We start from the raw sequence: 15,920 nt of genomic DNA, 5'->3' as shown, positions 1-15,920 counted from the left end.
CGACCACGTGCGCGAGGTGGTCTGCGAGGACTCGCTCGGGATCGCCGCCGAACTGGAGGCCGCCATGGCGACCCACGTGGACACCTACGTCGACGAGTGGGCGGCGACCCTGGCCGACCCCGACCGGCTGCGGCGCTTCCGCTCGTTCGTGAACGCGCCTGACACGGCGGATCCGCGGGTCTCGACGGTGCGGGAGCGCGGGCAGATCCGGCCGGCGGGGAGCGACGAGCGCTCCGACGGGCCGGTGCTGGTGGCGGGGACGACGATCCCGGTCGGGCCGGTGAGTGTCGTGGGCCGCCGGCGTCGCTGGCGGCGTCCGCTTCCGCTTCGGTGAAGGAGTCCTGATGCAGCTCTCGCTCGATCTGACCGGCCGGCGCGTGCTCGTGGTGGGCACCGCCTCCGGACCCGCCGCGTGCTCGCCCGCTACCGCGCCGCGGGGCGGTCGTCGAGCGGCGCGAGGCCGACGACGCGCTGCCCGTGCGGCTCGCCTCCGTGTCGCTCCTGGCCGCGGGATGCCCCGCGCTCCTCGTCTGGGTCGAGGGGCCGCCGAGCTGCGCGCCGCCGCCTCCGCCGAGGCCGGTCGGCACGGGATCTGGACCGTCGACGAGGCCGGCGCGCCCCACCGGCCCCTCGGGCACGTGAGCATCGTCGGCGGCGGCCCCGGGGACTCCGATCTGATGACGCTCGCCGCGCACCGCGCGCTGCGCGAGGCGGACGTCGTGCTCTACGACCGCCTCGGCCCGCACGACGGCCTCGCCGACTGGGCGCCCGGAGCCGAGCTGATCGACGTCGGCAAGACCCCCGGCCACCACGCCGTGCCGCAGCACGAGATCGAGCGGCTGATGGTCGCCCGCGCGCTCGACGGCCTGGACGTGGTGCGGCTGAAGGGCGGCGACCCGTTCGTGTTCGGCCGCGGCTCCGAGGAGGTGCGCGCCTGCCGCGTCGCCGGCGTGCCCGTCACGGTCGTGCCCGGAGTGACGAGCGCGATCTCGGTACCGGCCGCCGCGGGCATCCCGGTCACGCACCGCGAGGTCAGCCGCGCGTTCACCGTGGTCTCGGGCCACGCCCCCTTCAGCGAGGAGGAGCTCGGGCACCTGGCCGGGCTGGGCGGCGCGCTCGTCGTCCTCATGGGCGTGAACACCCTCCCCGCACCTGTCGCCGGGCTGCAGCGCGCGGGCATGACCGCCGGGATGCCGCTCGCGATCGTCGAGCGCGGCTGGTCGCACGCCAGCGCACCACGATCACCCTCCGTCGGCGAGGTGATGGGGCTGCTGGCCGACCTCGCCCCGCGCTCTCCCGCGGTCATCGTCATCGGCGAGGTCGTGCGCCAGGCCTCGTGCGATGATTCTCAGGATCCCGAGAGCATCGCCCGCGCGGTCGATGCGCTGACGACGTGAGAGCCCGAGGGGGCCGCCGATGAGCACCACCGACGCACCCGACTCCGACGCCTCCTCACCGGGATTCCGGCCCGACCAGCTCGTCGGCTTCCGCATCGGCGTGACCTCCGACCGCCGCTCCGAGGACCTCATCGCCGCCTTCGAGCGCCGCGGCGCCGACGTCACCCACGCGCCCACCATCCGGATGCGCGGCATCGACACCGAGGGCGTCCTCGAGGACGAGACCCGCGCGATCGTCGCCGGGCGCCCGACGTGCTGCTCGCGACGACCTCCTACGGCATGCGCCGCTGGCTCGAGGCGGCCGACGCCGCGGGCCTCGGCGACGAGCTCACCGACGCGCTCTCGGCCGCGCGGATCCTCGTCCGGGGTCCGAAGGCCCGCGGAGCCGTCCGCGCCGCCGGCCTCGACGACCACGGCATGAGCGAGCGCGAGACCACCACCTCCCTCGTCGACCTGGCCCTGCGCGAGGGCGTGGACGGCCGCACGATCGCGGTGCAGCTGCACGGCTTCACCGATCCGCACCAGCTCGAGCGCCTGACCGACGCGGCGCGACGGTCCTCACCGCCGCCCCCTACCGCTGGAGCGTGCACGAGGACTCGGCGCGGGTCCTCCGCCTGATCGAGGCGATCTGCTGCGGCGGGATCGACGCCGTCACCTTCACTAGCGCCCCGCGGGTCGAGGCCCTCTTCACGGTCGCCGAGGCCGCGGGCCGGCTCCGACGCCCTGCAGGCCGCGTTCCGCGAGACGGTCGTCGCCGGCGGCGGTCGGCCCGTCACTGCGGCACCGCTCGTCGAGGCGCAGATCCTGCCGATCGTCCCCGACCGGTTCCGGATGGGCGCCCTCATCCGCCTGCTCTGCGAGCACCTCGAGCAGAGCGCCCCGCGCATCGAGACCGCGTACGGACCCCTCGAGCTCCGCGGCCGCCACGCCGTGCTCGCGGGGGAGCGGGTGCCGCTGACCCCGGTGGCGCTGGCGCTGTTCCGCACCCTGGTCGCCGCCGAGGCGCGACCGTCGCGCGCGGCGTGCTCGCCGCCTCCCGCCCCGAGGCGCTCGACGACCACGCGGTCGACGTCGCGATCAGCCGCCTGCGCCAGTCGCTCCCGGAGCCGCGCCTCGTCGCGACGGTCATCAAGCGCGGCTACCGCCTCGCGACCCCGCTCTGACCGCGCGCTTTCCAACTGCGCTCGCACCCCGCGACCGGTCGCGTACCGGGTCTCCGGCGCTCGAGCGCCCGGTTCGCGTCCACTCGTCGTATCGCGCCTCTGGCGACGCAGGTGGCCGCGTATCGGGGTCAGCGTGGGTGCATGCGCCCGGTTCGTGTCTCCTCGCGTCTGCCGTCGATCGTGAGTGGTCGTGCGGCGGGTCTGCGCGGGGGTAGGGCGCCCGTTTCGCGTCGTCTCGTTTCTCCCGATCGTCACGAGTTGTCGGAGTGTCGGGTCGTACATGGCTCGGGGCACCCGGTCCGCGTCCACTCGCTGCTCGGGTCCGTGCCGCTGTCACGACGAGGGACGCCATCCGCCCGCGAGGAGCGCCCGACGGACGCGGGCGGCGCAGCCGAGCGGGTCCGCGTCGAACGAGGCCGAGGCGATGCGCACCACCGTCATCCGGCCGCCGCGAGCCTCTCGTAGCGGATCAGATCGCGATCCCACTGCCGCGGTCCGTGCGGTGGTGATCACCCTCGTACTCCACGACGACACGCCACCTCCGGTAGAGCAGATCGACCCGGCCGATCCTCCCGAGGGCGTCGAACAGCTCGACCTGCAGTTCGGGCTCGGGGAGTCCCGCGGTCACGAGGACGAGGACGAGGCGGAGTCGGGTCTCGCGCCGCGACTCCGCTCCCTCGCGGACGAGGGCGAGCGCGCGACGAACGGCGCGTGATCCGCGGCCCTCGAGGCGCTCCACGCGGCGCTGCAGCTCGGGTAGGGGCACCCACGGTCGGGGATCGCCCGTCCGCGGCTTCACGGGAGAGAGGACGAGCGCATCCCCGACCGCGACCAGATCCTCCAGCCGGAGCACGTCGCCGAGCTGGCAGAAGACGCTCGCGCCGTCGGCCAGGAGCAGCCCGCCCGGCGCACGGCGTTCAGCTCGGGGTCCGCGAGCGAGCTGCCCACGAGCCCGCGCCCCCGTGGGCGCGCGCCGGATACCGGACCGCGACGTGCAGCGGTTCGTCCGGAGGTTCGCTCGGAAGATCCAGCGGCCAGAGCCGAGCGGCGGTCAGTCCGCAGAACACGGAGCGCCGCATGATCGTCGCGTACGCCGTGGCGCGCTCGAGGACGCTCGTCACGGCTCCGGCCGGTGCCCGCACTCCGCGGAAGGGGATCGCCAGATCGGACGCGCGGAGCCGGTCCTCCGTCACGCCGGCGGCCCGCGCCTCCTCCACCGAGAAGGCGCGTCCGCGCAGTTCGAGCGGGAGGGGCGCGGGCCGGGGCATCGCGTCATCGTGCCCGATGTGCGGCTTCGGCGAGCGCGTTCTCCACAGGCCGGCGTCGATCGGCCGCGAACCGGGCTGTGCGAGGCGCTCGGAGCCCGTTTCCTGCCGAGTGGCGGGCCGAGCGCGGCTGCCAGAATGGGCGCATGAGCAGCGCAGCCCTCCGTGTCGTGATCGCCCCCGACTCCTTCAAGGGGTCCGCGACGGCCGTCGAGGTCGCGGAGGCGCTCGCCGAGGGCTGGAGCGAGGAGCGTCCCGGAGACGAGGTCGTGCTCGCTCCGATGGCCGACGGCGGGGAGGGGACGGTCGACGCGTTCGAGGTCGCGTCCCCGAGGCGGCGCGGCACACGCTCACCGTGACCGGCCCGACGACCGGCCGGTCGAGACCTCGTGGCTGCTCCTGCCGACGGCGCGGCGGTCGTCGAGCTCGCTCCGCCAGCGGGATCACCCTGCTCGACCCGCTCCGCCCCCTCACCGCGCACACCCGGGGGTTCGGGCAGGTGATCGCGGCCGCTCTCGACGCCGGGGCGCACTCGCTCCTGCTGGCGATCGGCGGCAGCTCCTCCACCGACGGCGGAGTCGGTGCCCTCCGCGAGCTGGGCGCGCGCTTCCTCACCGTGTCCGGGCACGGGATCGGCGACGGCGGAGGCGCCCTGCACGACCTCGCGGCCGTCGATCTGCACGCGCTGCGGCGGGTGCCGGCCGGCGGCGCGCTGATCCTCAGCGACGTGACGAACCCGCTGCTGGGCGAGTCCGGAGCCGCGCACGTGTTCGGGCCGCAGAAGGGCGCCTCCCGCGACGACGTGCTGCGGCTCGACGACGGGCTGCGGCACGTGGCCGCGCACCTCGACGCCGATCCCGAGGAGGCGGGCACGGGGGCGGCCGGCGGCACCGGATTCGGCTGCTCGCGTGGGGCGCCCGGCTCGCCCCCGGCTCGGCCGCGGTGGGCGAGGCGCTCGGACTCCCCGCGCTGATCGACGGCGCCGACGTCGTGCTCACGGGGGAGGGGCGCTTCGACGCCCAATCGAGGGCGGGGAAGGTGCCGTCCTACCTCCTCGGGCTGGCGGAGGAGGCCGGTGCGCGGGCGATGCTGGTCGCCGGAGCGATCCAGGCGCCCACCACGGGCTTCGCCGCGGCGGGCTCCCTGGTCGAGGCCGCGGGGTCGGCCGCGGCCGCGATCGCGGACCCGCTGCCGTACCTGAGGGCAGTGGCGCGGGACCTGGCGCGCCTGGCCTGAGAGCTCTCGGCCGCGCTTCCGGTGTCGGTGGTGCGGCCTACCGTTCGAGCATGATCCCGGACGTGCGACGACCCCTACATATGGTGGTGGGCCCCTGCCTCCGACCCCGGATGTCGGGAACAGCGACACGCCGACGAGCGTTGTACACAGGGAACGCCGGGAGCCTCTCCACAGCGGTGGACAACTCCGGGCGATCCGCGTCCTCACGCGGATCCGCGGGCCTCGGCCTGTGGATGAACGGGGGACGAACCGGTGGATAACTACACGAATGTAACTACTAGCCCTAGTGGGCTCCCGCCGGGCGCCCCCTATATGTAGTATTGCTGAGCAGGTCGGGGCGAGCGCCCCTCCGGCGCCCAGCACCACCCCAGACGTACCATTCACGACCGTCTCCCACCCCGATCGGCACGCCGACGGAACGCTTCGGAGCCGGCCCAGGACACCCTCCCGGAAAGGACGACACGCATGGCCGTGACGGTCTACACCAAGCCCTCCTGCGTTCAGTGCACGGCGACCTACCGCGCCCTCGACAGCAAGGGCATCGACTACGAGGTGTTCGACCTCTCCGTCGACGAGAAGGCCCTCGAGGCCGTCAAGGCGCTCGGCTACCTGCAGGCGCCCGTCGTCATCACCGACGACGACCACTGGAGCGGCTTCCGCCCCGACAAGATCGCGACCCTCGGGCCTGACACCCCTCGCCGCCCGCGTCCCTCCCCGATGCGGCGGCCCCACGCTCCGCCGGTCCGGGTGGGCAGGTTCTGCCCCGGACCGGCGGAGGATCCGAGTCGCGAGGCTCGGGTCCTCACCGGAACGACCGCCACGACGCCCCGCAGGGCACCCGGAGGAGGAGCACGCGATGAGTGAGCTCGTCTACTTCTCCAGCAGCTCGGGCAACACGCACCGCTTCATCGAGAAGCTGGGGCGGCCCGCGCAGCGCATCCCGCTGCACTCGCACCGCGACGGCGCGAAGGCCGAGACGCTCCACGTCGACGAGCCGTACGTGCTCGTCCTGCCGACCTACGGCGGCGGGATCGACGGGGGAGCGGTGCCCAAGCAGGTCATCCGGTTCCTGAACCAGCCCCGCAACCGCTCCCTGCTCCGCGGCGTCATCGGCGCCGGCAACACGAACTTCGGCGAGGCCTACTGCCTCGCCGGCGACATCATCGCGAGGAAGTGCGCCGTGCCGCACCTCTACCGCTTCGAAGTATTCGGAACCCCTGACGACGTCCGCGCCGTCGACGAAGGATTGGACACGTTTTGGACGCAGCAGTGATCGACGCCCCCGGGACGCCGCGCAGATGGACTACCACTCGCTCAACGCGATGCTGAACCTGTACGGCCCGAACGGAGAGATCCAGTTCGACAAGGACCGCGAGGCCGCTCGCGAGTACTTCCTGCAGCACGTCAACCAGAACACCGTGTTCTTCCACTCCCTCAAGGAGCGCCTGGACTACCTGGTCGAGAAGGAGTACTACGAGCAGGCCGTGCTCGATCAGTACTCGTTCGAGTTCATCCAGCAGCTGAACGACCTCGCCTACTCCAAGAAGTTCCGCTTCGCGACGTTCCTCGGCGCCTTCAAGTACTACACGTCGTACACGCTCAAGACGTTCGACGGGAAGCGCTACCTCGAGCGCTTCGAGGACCGCGTCGTGATGACCGCCCTCGGACTCGCCCAGGGCGACGAGAAGCTCGCCGTCGCCCTCGTCGAGGAGATCGTCGCCGGCCGCTTCCAGCCCGCGACCCCCACGTTCCTCAACACGGGCAAGGCCCAGCGCGGCGAGCTCGTCTCGTGCTTCCTCCTGCGCATCGAGGACAACATGGAGTCGATCGCCCGCGGCATCAACTCCGCGCTGCAGCTCTCCAAGCGCGGCGGCGGAGTGGCGCTCTCGCTCTCCAACATCCGCGAGGCCGGCGCCCCGATCAAGCAGATCGAGAACCAGTCCTCGGGCATCATCCCCGTGATGAAGCTCCTGGAAGACAGCTTCAGCTACGCCAACCAGCTCGGCGCCCGCCAGGGTGCGGGAGCCGTGTACCTCTCGGCGCACCACCCCGACATCCTGCGCTTCCTCGACACCAAGCGCGAGAACGCCGACGAGAAGATCCGCATCAAGACGCTGTCCCTCGGCGTCGTCGTGCCCGACATCACGTTCGAGCTCGCGAAGAACAACGAGGACATGTACCTCTTCTCGCCGTACGACGTCGAGCGCGTCTACGGCCTGCCCTTCGGCGACATCTCGATCTCCGAGAAGTACCGCGAGATGGTCGACGACCCGCGCATCAAGAAGACCAAGATCTCGGCGCGCGAGTTCTTCCAGACCATCGCCGAGATCCAGTTCGAGTCGGGCTACCCCTACATCGTGTTCGAGGACACGGTGAACAAGGCGAACCCGATCAAGGGCCGCATCAACATGTCGAACCTGTGCTCCGAGATCCTGCAGGTCAACACCCCGACGACCTACAACGAGGACCTCTCCTACGCCACCATCGGCAAGGACATCTCCTGCAACCTCGGCTCGATGAACATCGCGCTGACCATGGACTCGCCCGACTTCGGCCGCACCATCGAGACCGCGATCCGCGGCCTCACCTCGGTGTCCGACCAGTCGCACATCACCTCGGTCCGCTCGATCGAGGACGGCAACGACAAGTCGCACGCCATCGGCCTGGGCCAGATGAACCTGCACGGCTACCTCGCCCGCGAGCGCATCCACTACGGATCCGAGGAGGGCATCGACTTCACCAACATCTACTTCTACTCGGTGCTGTTCCACGCCCTGCGCGCCTCCAACAACATCTCGATCGAGCGCGGCACCACCTTCGAGGGCTTCGCCGACTCGAAGTACGCCTCGGGCGAGTTCTTCGACACCTACACCGAGAAGGAGTGGGCTCCCGCCACCGAGCGCGTCGCCCGCCTCTTCGCCGAGGCCGGCATCGCCGTCCCCACCCAGGACGACTGGCGCTCACTCAAGGCCTCGGTCATGGAGCACGGCATCTACAACCAGAACCTGCAGGCCGTCCCGCCGACCGGCTCGATCTCGTACATCAACAACTCGACGTCCTCGATCCACCCGATCGCGTCGAAGATCGAGATCCGCAAGGAGGGCAAGCTCGGCCGCGTCTACTACCCGGCGCCGTTCATGACGAACGACAACCTGGAGTACTACCAGGACGCGTACGAGATCGGCTACGAGAAGATCATCGACACCTACGCCGCGGCGACGCAGCACGTCGACCAGGGCCTCTCGCTCACCCTGTTCTTCAAGGACACCGCGACCACCCGCGACATCAACCGCGCGCAGATCTACGCCTGGCGCAAGGGCATCAAGACCATCTACTACATCCGTCTCCGCCAGCTCGCGCTGGAGGGCACGGAGGTCGACGGCTGCGTCAGCTGCATGCTGTAGCGTCCGCCGCTGCCCCTTTCGACACCTCTGCACGACCTATCCGCACGAAGAAGAGATCATGACTCCCCCTGAGAAGCTCAAGCTGGTCAGCCACGTCAACGCCATCAACTGGAACCGCATCCAGGACGACAAGGACGTGGAGGTCTGGAACCGCCTCACGAGCAACTTCTGGCTGCCCGAGAAGGTCCCGCTGTCCAACGACATCCAGTCGTGGAACACGCTGACCCACCAGGAGCAGCAGCTCACGATGCGCGTGTTCACGGGCCTGACCCTGCTCGACACCATCCAGGGCACGGTCGGCGCGGTCTCGCTCATCCCCGATGCGATCACCCCGCACGAGGAGGCCGTCTACACGAACATCGCGTTCATGGAGTCGGTGCACGCGAAGAGCTACTCGTCGGTCTTCTCGACGCTGTCCAACACGCAGGACATCGACGAGGCGTTCCGCTGGTCCGTGGAGAACCCGAACCTTCAGAAGAAGGCCGAGATCGTCATGGACTACTACCGCGGCGACGACCCGCTGAAGCGCAAGGTCGCCTCGACGCTGCTCGAGTCGTTCCTCTTCTACTCCGGCTTCTACCTGCCGATGTACTGGTCCTCGCGGGCCAAGCTCACCAACACGGCCGACCTCGTGCGCCTCATCATCCGCGACGAGGCCGTGCACGGCTACTACATCGGCTACAAGTTCCAGAAGGGCCTCGAGCGCGTCGACCAGGCCAAGCGCGACGAGATCAAGGACTACACGTTCTCGCTGCTCTACGAGCTCTACGACAACGAAGCGCAGTACACGCAGGACCTCTACGACCAGCTCGGCTTGACCGAGGACGTCAAGAAGTTCCTGCACTACAACGCCAACAAAGCCCTGATGAACCTCGGCTACGAGCCGATGTTCCCCAAGCAGGTCACCGATGTGAACCCCGCGATCCTGTCGGCCCTCTCGCCCAACGCGGACGAGAACCACGACTTCTTCTCGGGCTCCGGCTCCTCCTACGTGATCGGCAAGGCCGTGAACACCGAGGACGAGGACTGGGACTTCTAGGCGTCGACACCACGTCCGGTCCTCCACGGCGAACGGCCCCTCCCCGACACGGGTGAGGGGCCGTTCCTCGTTCGCACGGGGGTGAGGTGGTCAGCCGTCGAGGAGCGCGGCCCGGATCGTGCGGAGCAGAGCGGGGGCGTGCTCGGTCACGGTCGCCCACAGGCGCTCGTTGTCGAGCGCGGAGTAGTGGTGCGCGGCGATGTTCCGTGTCGCTCGCAGCCCTTCGACCGCGTCGCTGGGCAGCTGTGCGACGACGGCGGCCGGCAGGTCGCGGTGCACCAACTCGGCGAGAGTGATCAGGGCGAGCGCGCCGATGTCCCTGCTGTCCGACACCGGGCGGACGAACTCGGCCTCGCCGTCCCGGGCGGCACGATCGAGGCGGGAGAGGAGCCGATCCGCCTCGAGGATCAGCCGGGAGCGCTTGTCGGTGTCGTCGGCGGGACGTCGGGGGCGGGCGGTGAAGCGGTTCGGCGTCGTGCCTCCCTCGTCCGGCGCGGTCACAGCGGCACCGCCTCGCGGCGGATCGCGGCCACGACGTCGTCGTCAGGGCTGTCGATCACGACGTCCACCGGGAATCCGAGGAGCTCCTCCGCGCGACCGCGGAACGCGGCCAGGCGGAGGAAGTCGATGGAGGGATCCGCCGCGGCGAGCAGGTCGATGTCGCTCCGCTCGTCGTCCGAGCCCCGGGCAGCGGATCCGAACACCCGGACGTCGCTCAGTCCGTGGTCCGCGGCGAGCTGCCGGACGTCGTCGGCGAGGTACTCCAGGACGATCGACGGGCGGAGCCGGGCGGCCCGGAGGACTCGCTCGAGCAGTTCCGGGCTCGGGCGTCGCGACCCGGCTTCGATCGCGGCGATGTTCGGCTGGCGCAGGCCGGCGGCGGCCGCGAGCGCCGTCTGGGACATCGCGACGTCCTCGCGGGCGCGCCGCAGGACGGCACCGAGAGGGAGGCGGTCGAGGTTCACGACCGCATCATATCGCCGTGGTATGTCAGAGCGGCAGGCGCATCAGCACCCGCGGGAAGCCGTTCAGCACGGAGGTGGTATCGGCTGCCCAGGAGAAGCCGGCGCGCTCGAAGAGGGCGCGGGTCCCGACGTACGCCATTGTCTGCTCGACCGTCGCGCCGTGGTTGTCGACCGGGTAGCCCTCGATCGCCGGAGCGCCGTGAGACCGAGCGAAGTCGACGGCTCCCGCGAGCAGGGCGTGCGAGATGCCGCGGCGGCGGAAGCCCGGGCGGACGCGGATGCACCAGACGGTCCACACATCGAGGTCGTCGACGTGCGGGATCCTGCGGTTCTTCGCGTAGCTCGTGTCGGCGTGGCGGTGCACGGCGGCCCAGCCCGCCACCTCGTCGCCGTCGTAGGCGAGCACGCCCGGCGGGGGATCCTGCGCCACCAGTTCGCGCATCCGTTCGCCCCGCGCAGGACCGCGGAGTGAGGTGTTCTCGGTGGAGGAGCGCAGCCGGTAGCTCAGGCACCAGCACACGCTCGCATCCGCTCGCTTCGGCCCGTTCATCGTCGCGACGTCGTCGAAGACGGACGCCGGGCGCACCTCGATCGTCATGACGGCACCCTGCCACCGGGATGGGGGACGAGCAAGCGTCCGGATTGACCACTCCGTCGCATGAATCGCACCAGCACCCGCTGTTGGACGCCACTCAGCCGCCCCCCCTACCGTGGGGGAGTACCCGACGAAGGAGTCCCCCTTGAAGCACGTCCCCCTCGGTGCCTCCGGCATCGAATCCCCGAACGTCGTCCTCGGCCTCATGCGCATCCCCGACATGATCGACGACGCCATCCGCGATCTCGTGCGCACCGCGCGCGACTCCGGCATCGACTTCTTCGACCACGCCGACGTCTACGGCAACGCCGTGCACCACTGCGAGGAGCGCTTCGCCGAGGCGATGCAGCTCACCCCGTCCCAGCGCGACGAGATCGTGCTGCAGACCAAGTGCGGCATCGTCGGCGACGGCCCGTACTTCGACTTCTCCTACGAGCACATCGTCGAGTCCGTCGAGGGGTCGCTGAAGGCTCTTCGGACCGACCGCATCGACGTGCTGCTCCTGCACCGCCCCGACGCGCTCGTCGAGCCGGACGAGGTCGCCCGCGCCTTCGACGAGCTGCACGCCGCCGGCAAGGTGACGCACTTCGGCGTCTCGAACCACACGCCGTTCCAGATCGAGTTGCTGAAGAAGTCGCTGAACCAGCCGATCGTGGCGAACCAGCTGCAGCTCTCGGTCACGCACGCTCCGCTGATCGCGCAGGGAGTCGCGTCGAACATGGCGGCGCTCGACCAGTCGATCATGCGCGACGGCGGCATCGTCGACTACTGCCGTCTCAACGACATCACCGTGCAGGCGTGGTCGCCGTTCCAGGCGGGCTTCTTCACCGGCGTCTTCCTCGACAACCCCGCGTACACGGAGCTCAACGCCGTGATCGACCGCCTCGCCGCGCAGTACGACGTGCCCGCGATCGCGATCGCGACCGCATGGATCACGTGCCACCCCGCGAACATGCAGGTCGTGCTCGGCACCACCAACGAGCAGCGCGTGCACGACGCGGCACTCGGCTCCGACATCCCCCTGACCCGGGCCGAGTGGTACGAGATGTTCCGCGCCGCCGGCTACACGGTCCCCTAGAGCTCCCACCCCGGAGGAAAGGCGCGTCGGCGCACAGAGAGGGCACGACTCCGGTCGTGCCCTCTCGCTCGTCCGGGAGGCGTCAGATGCGCAGGCGAACGGTGACGGCGGAGTCGACCTCGACGCCTTCCGCCCGGCGCGCCGCGGTCTTGAGCGGCACCAGGTAGCCGCCGTCCTTCGGCCAAAGCGACGTGCTCCAAGTGCTCGAGCCGAGCACGACCGTCGCGGGGATCATTCCCCAGCCGTAGGACACGTGCGCTGCGGCGTCCGCGATCGCCGGGACGTGCTCCTCCGGAACCCGCACGAAGTGCCAGGGCGCCGGCCCTCGCCAGAAGACGACGACGGCGGCGAACTCGATCTCCACGTGCTCAGCACCCGCGGCTGTCAATCACCGAGTCGGCTCTCGCCCCGCTTCGAGCGGGCGAGATCGGCGACGGATGGGAAATCCGTCGCCACCGTGAGCCAGAGTCGGTCGCGATCCACGACGTCGTAGTGGTGGACGATGAAGTCCCGGTTTTTCGCGGCGATCGACCACAGTGCTTCCGAGAAGCGCTGCGGATCGTCGTGCGCGAGCCGCTTCGCGAGGTCGCCGATCCGATTCGCGAGCGCCTCGAACGCCAGAGGGAGTGCGGGGTCCGCGTCGAAGGCGTCCCGCCCGCGATCGACGAGGGCCTGGGCTCTCGCGCAGTCCTCGACGATCAGGTCGAGCCAGCGTGCCGATCGGTCCGTCACAGAGGCACCGCATCGCGGAGCACGGCGTCGTCTCGTCCTCGACGCAGACCTGACCGGAAGACGGCGTCGACGGAGCGACCGAGAAGCGCTTCCGCGCCGAGAGCGAAGGCCGCGAGGGAGAAGTAGCTCGTGCCGGGTTCGGCGTCGACGATCAGGTCGATGTCGCTGCCGCTCGTCGATGTGCCGCGCGCGACCGAACCGAAGACGGCGACCGAGGTGATCCCGGAGCGAGACGCCAGGTCGAGCAGTTCCTCGCGGTGCGCTCGCAGCTCCTGCAGCGACGGAGCCGTCGGTCTCGCGCGCTCCTGCGCACGCACCTCTCCTCCGTCACTGCTCATGACTCGACGGTACCGAGGGCGGGGGGAGCTGTACAGCGAAGACCCGGGAATAGGATCCGCCCCTCCGCGTTGAACTTGAGTGCAAGTGACTCAACTCTTCAGGAGGACTGGTGCCCGACAACTTCAACGAGGCCGGAGCGAGCTCGTTCGACGACTTCCTCGCCCGCTACCTCGACGGTGAGCGCGCCCGCGCGGCGCGGTCCATCGACCTCAGCCGATTCCTCACCGCCCGTACCCAGAGCATCCTGCAGTCCGCAGGACGCTTCGCCCTCGAGCGCGGCCAGACCGAGCTCGACGCGCTGCACGTGCTGCGCGTCCTCGTCGACGACGAGGCCGTCGCGCAGGCCGTCCGGCGCATCGGCGTCGACCCCGGCGCGATCGCGACCGCGACGGAGGCGCGCCTGCCGCAGGCCGCCGAAGGGCAGGCGTCGCCGAACGCCGCCACCATCACGCCCAGCGCCCAGCGGGCGCTGTTCCACAGCTACCAGGTCGCCCGCTCGAGCGGATCGACCTACATCGACCCCGAGCACCTCTTCTTCGCGCTCGTGCTCGGTCAGGACGCGCCCGCCGGGCAGGTCCTGGCGCGTGCCGGCGTGACGGCGGAGGCGCTCACCCAGGGACTGCGCGAGACCGTCACCACCGGTCCGGAGCAGCAGCAGGAGACCGGCACGCCTGCCTCCGAGACGCCGATGCTCGACACGTACGGCACCGACCTCACGCAGCTCGCCCGCGACGGGAAGCTCGACCCGGTGATCGGCCGCGCCGACGAGATCGAGCAGACCATCGAGATCCTCAGCCGGCGCACCAAGAACAACCCGGTGCTCGTCGGGGAGGCCGGCGTCGGCAAGACCGCGATCGTCGAGTGCCTGGCCCGCGCGATCGTGGCGGGCGAGGTCCCGGAGCAGCTGCGCGACAAGCGCGTCGTCTCCCTCGACCTCCCCGGCATGCTCGCCGGCACCCGCTACCGCGGCGACTTCGAGGAGCGCCTGACGAAGACGATGGACGAGATCGCGGCCCGCTCGGGCGAGCTGATCGTCTTCATCGACGAGGTGCACACCGTCGTCGGCGCCGGTGGTGCCGGCGAGGGCGGCATGGACGCGGGCAACATCCTCAAGCCCCGGCTGGCCCGCGGCGAGCTGCACCTGGTGGGAGCGACCACACTCAAGGAGTACCGCACGATCGAGAAGGACCCGGCGCTCGAGCGCCGCTTCCAGCCCGTCCGCGTGGGCGAGCCGTCTGTGGAGGACGCGATCGCGATCCTGCACGGACTGCGTCAGGCCTACGAGGAGCACCACCGCGTGAGCTTCACCGACGACGCCCTGCGCGCCGCCGTGGAGCTGTCGGACCGCTACCTGCCGGACCGCGTGCTGCCCGACAAGGCGATCGACCTGATCGACCAGGCCGGTGCGCGCCTCCGCCTCTCGCTGGGCGCCGGAGTCGACACCGCGGCCCTGCTCGAGCGCCTCGCGGTGCTCGAGGGCGACAAGAACGCGGCCGTCTCGGCCGAGCACTACGAGGAGGCGTCGCGACTGCGCGACGAGATCTCCTCGGTGCAGGCACAGCTCGACGCCGCGACCTCGACCGGACGCGCGACGACCGGGGCCGAGGTGGGCGAGACGGAGATCGCGGCCGTCGTGGCCCGCGCCACGGGCATCCCCGTGTCGCGCCTGACGGAGGGGGAGCGCGAGCGGCTCGCGCACCTCGAGGACGAGCTGCACCGGCGCGTCATCGGCCAGGACGACGCGGTGACCGCGGTCGCGCGCGCCGTCCGCCGCAGCCGGACCGGCCTCGGCGACGCCTCGCGTCCCGTCGGCTCGTTCCTGTTCCTCGGTCCGACGGGCGTCGGCAAGACCGAGCTGGCGCGCACGCTGGCCGGCTCGCTCTTCGCCGACGAGCAGTCCGTGATCCGCTTCGACATGAGCGAGTTCGGCGAGCGGCACACCGTCTCGCGGCTGGTCGGCGCCCCTCCCGGGTACGTCGGCTACGACGAGGCCGGCCAGCTCACCGAGCGCGTGCGGCGGAACCCCTACTCCGTCGTGCTGTTCGACGAGATCGAGAAGGCGCACCCCGACGTGTTCAACCTGCTCCTGCAGGTGCTCGACGACGGGCGTCTGACCGACGGTCAGGGCCGCACGGTCGACTTCCGCAACACGGTGATCATCATGACCTCGAACCTGGGGTCGGAGTTCCTGGCCTCGCGTTCCGGCGCGCTCGGCTTCGTCGCGCAGAGCGACGCGTCGGCCGAGGGCTTCGCCTCGGGGAAGGACCTGCGCGACCGCGTCATGGGCCGGCTCCGCGAGGCGATGCGGCCCGAGTTCCTCAACCGCATCGACGAGATCGTGCTGTTCCGCAAGCTCGGTCGCGAGCAGCTCCGCGAGATCGTGGGCATCGTGCTCGACGCGACGCGGGCCCGTCTCGCGCCGCGCGAGGTGTCGCTCGAGGTCACGGAGTCGGCGATCGACTGGCTCGCGGAGCACGGCTACGAGCCGCAGTACGGAGCCCGTCCGCTCCGCCGCCTCGTGCAGCGCTCGGTCGACGATCGCATCGCCGACCTGTTCGTGAGCGGTGACGTGACCGACGGAGGCGCGGTGCACGTCGACGCGGTCGGCGGCGAGCTGGTCGTGACGTCCTCGTCGCGGATGCCGCTGGCGGCCTAGCCCGCCACCCGCCGACGCCCCGGCTCCCTCACCTCGGGAGCCGGGGCGTCG

The 15,920-nt window shown here is 70.8% G+C and carries 17 protein-coding genes and 3 pseudogenes; 12 read left to right on the top strand and 8 right to left on the bottom strand.

The features are described from left to right. The 4 genes and pseudogenes from C1I63_RS18000 to C1I63_RS20185 form a co-directional block, all read left to right on the top strand. Positions 1-334, top strand: a pseudogene (locus C1I63_RS18000) (hypothetical protein); the annotation flags it as partial. A gap of 10 nt (positions 335-344) precedes the next feature. Next, a complete protein-coding gene (gene cobA, locus C1I63_RS17995; protein WP_107575953.1) occupies positions 345-1,397 on the top strand; it encodes a uroporphyrinogen-III C-methyltransferase in 1,053 nt (350 codons plus the stop codon). 252 nt (positions 1,398-1,649) lie between these two features. After that, positions 1,650-2,015 carry a uroporphyrinogen-III synthase gene (locus C1I63_RS20190; RefSeq protein ID WP_244907157.1) on the top strand — a complete coding sequence of 122 codons (366 nt, stop codon included), beginning with the start codon at positions 1,650-1,652 and terminating at the stop codon, positions 2,013-2,015. Between the two features lie 404 nt (positions 2,016-2,419). Beyond that, entirely contained in the window at positions 2,420-2,560 is a 141-nt protein-coding gene (locus C1I63_RS20185) for a winged helix-turn-helix domain-containing protein (protein ID WP_244907154.1), read from the top strand. A gap of 469 nt (positions 2,561-3,029) precedes the next feature. Here C1I63_RS20185 and C1I63_RS20015 read toward each other — a convergent pair whose 3' ends face one another. Together C1I63_RS20015 and C1I63_RS20010 are read right to left on the bottom strand one after the other, a co-directional pair. After that, positions 3,030-3,413, bottom strand: coding sequence for a hypothetical protein (locus C1I63_RS20015; protein WP_211315643.1), 384 nt, complete (start codon positions 3,411-3,413; stop codon positions 3,030-3,032). Positions 3,414-3,477: 64 nt separating this feature from the next. Continuing rightward, complete coding sequence (locus C1I63_RS20010) at positions 3,478-3,828, bottom strand: hypothetical protein (protein WP_211315642.1); 351 nt, start codon at positions 3,826-3,828, stop codon at positions 3,478-3,480. 143 nt (positions 3,829-3,971) lie between these two features. Between C1I63_RS20010 and C1I63_RS20390 the strand changes: the two genes are divergently transcribed. From C1I63_RS20390 to nrdF, 6 genes and pseudogenes are all read left to right on the top strand, one after another. Next, complete coding sequence (locus tag C1I63_RS20390; protein ID WP_342353119.1) at positions 3,972-4,184, top strand: glycerate kinase; 213 nt, start codon at positions 3,972-3,974, stop codon at positions 4,182-4,184. After that, positions 4,181-5,061 (top strand): annotated as a pseudogene (locus C1I63_RS20385) (glycerate kinase). Before C1I63_RS20390 ends, C1I63_RS20385 begins: the two are co-directional and overlap by 4 nt. 465 nt (positions 5,062-5,526) lie before the next feature. After that, a pseudogene (gene nrdH / locus C1I63_RS17975) lies at positions 5,527-5,742 on the top strand (glutaredoxin-like protein NrdH); the annotation flags it as partial. A gap of 175 nt (positions 5,743-5,917) precedes the next feature. Next, positions 5,918-6,334, top strand: coding sequence for a class Ib ribonucleoside-diphosphate reductase assembly flavoprotein NrdI (gene nrdI, locus C1I63_RS17970; protein ID WP_107573286.1), 417 nt, complete (start codon positions 5,918-5,920; stop codon positions 6,332-6,334). A 25-nt stretch (positions 6,335-6,359) separates the two neighbouring features. Continuing rightward, positions 6,360-8,465: a class 1b ribonucleoside-diphosphate reductase subunit alpha gene (nrdE, locus tag C1I63_RS17965; RefSeq protein ID WP_055791597.1), complete on the top strand. Its 2,106-nt coding sequence runs from the start codon at positions 6,360-6,362 to the stop codon at positions 8,463-8,465. A 58-nt stretch (positions 8,466-8,523) separates the two neighbouring features. Further along, a complete protein-coding gene (gene nrdF, locus C1I63_RS17960; RefSeq protein WP_107575656.1) occupies positions 8,524-9,504 on the top strand; it encodes a class 1b ribonucleoside-diphosphate reductase subunit beta in 981 nt (326 codons plus the stop codon). Between the two features lie 90 nt (positions 9,505-9,594). On the opposite strand, the gene C1I63_RS17955 is transcribed toward nrdF, so the two are convergent. From C1I63_RS17955 to C1I63_RS17945, 3 genes are read right to left on the bottom strand one after another with little or no spacing between them, the layout of a single operon-like run. After that, positions 9,595-10,005: a HepT-like ribonuclease domain-containing protein gene (locus C1I63_RS17955; protein WP_107575655.1), complete on the bottom strand. Its 411-nt coding sequence runs from the start codon at positions 10,003-10,005 to the stop codon at positions 9,595-9,597. After that, positions 10,002-10,469, bottom strand: a complete 468-nt coding sequence (locus tag C1I63_RS17950; RefSeq protein ID WP_107575654.1) for an XRE family transcriptional regulator — start codon at positions 10,467-10,469, stop codon at positions 10,002-10,004. The genes C1I63_RS17955 and C1I63_RS17950 overlap by 4 nt, the downstream gene beginning before the upstream one ends. Before the next feature lie 25 nt (positions 10,470-10,494). After that, entirely contained in the window at positions 10,495-11,067 is a 573-nt protein-coding gene (locus C1I63_RS17945) for a GNAT family N-acetyltransferase (protein WP_107575653.1), read from the bottom strand. Positions 11,068-11,209: 142 nt separating this feature from the next. Between C1I63_RS17945 and C1I63_RS17940 the strand changes: the two genes are divergently transcribed. Continuing rightward, a complete protein-coding gene (locus C1I63_RS17940; protein ID WP_280523130.1) occupies positions 11,210-12,142 on the top strand; it encodes an aldo/keto reductase in 933 nt (310 codons plus the stop codon). Between the two features lie 82 nt (positions 12,143-12,224). On the opposite strand, the gene C1I63_RS17935 is transcribed toward C1I63_RS17940, so the two are convergent. From C1I63_RS17935 to C1I63_RS17925, 3 genes are read right to left on the bottom strand one after another with little or no spacing between them, the layout of a single operon-like run. Further along, a complete protein-coding gene (locus C1I63_RS17935; protein ID WP_107575652.1) occupies positions 12,225-12,506 on the bottom strand; it encodes a DUF1905 domain-containing protein in 282 nt (93 codons plus the stop codon). Positions 12,507-12,526: 20 nt separating this feature from the next. Next, on the bottom strand, positions 12,527-12,874 hold the full coding sequence (locus C1I63_RS17930) for a HepT-like ribonuclease domain-containing protein (protein ID WP_107575651.1): 348 nt from the start codon (positions 12,872-12,874) through the stop codon (positions 12,527-12,529). After that, on the bottom strand, positions 12,871-13,212 hold the full coding sequence (locus C1I63_RS17925; protein ID WP_107575650.1) for a nucleotidyltransferase family protein: 342 nt from the start codon (positions 13,210-13,212) through the stop codon (positions 12,871-12,873). The genes C1I63_RS17930 and C1I63_RS17925 overlap by 4 nt, the downstream gene beginning before the upstream one ends. A gap of 110 nt (positions 13,213-13,322) precedes the next feature. On the opposite strand from C1I63_RS17925, the gene C1I63_RS17920 reads away from it, so the two are divergent. Then, complete coding sequence (locus C1I63_RS17920) at positions 13,323-15,869, top strand: ATP-dependent Clp protease ATP-binding subunit (protein ID WP_107575649.1); 2,547 nt, start codon at positions 13,323-13,325, stop codon at positions 15,867-15,869. Positions 15,870-15,920 lie beyond the last annotated feature (51 nt).

The sequence above is a fragment of the Rathayibacter caricis DSM 15933 genome (assembly GCF_003044275.1).
In the GTDB taxonomy this organism is placed as follows: Bacteria; Actinomycetota; Actinomycetes; order Actinomycetales; family Microbacteriaceae; genus Rathayibacter; species Rathayibacter caricis.
The sequence above is the reverse complement of the archived record's forward strand: the minus strand, read 5'-3'. Positions and strand labels throughout refer to the sequence as shown.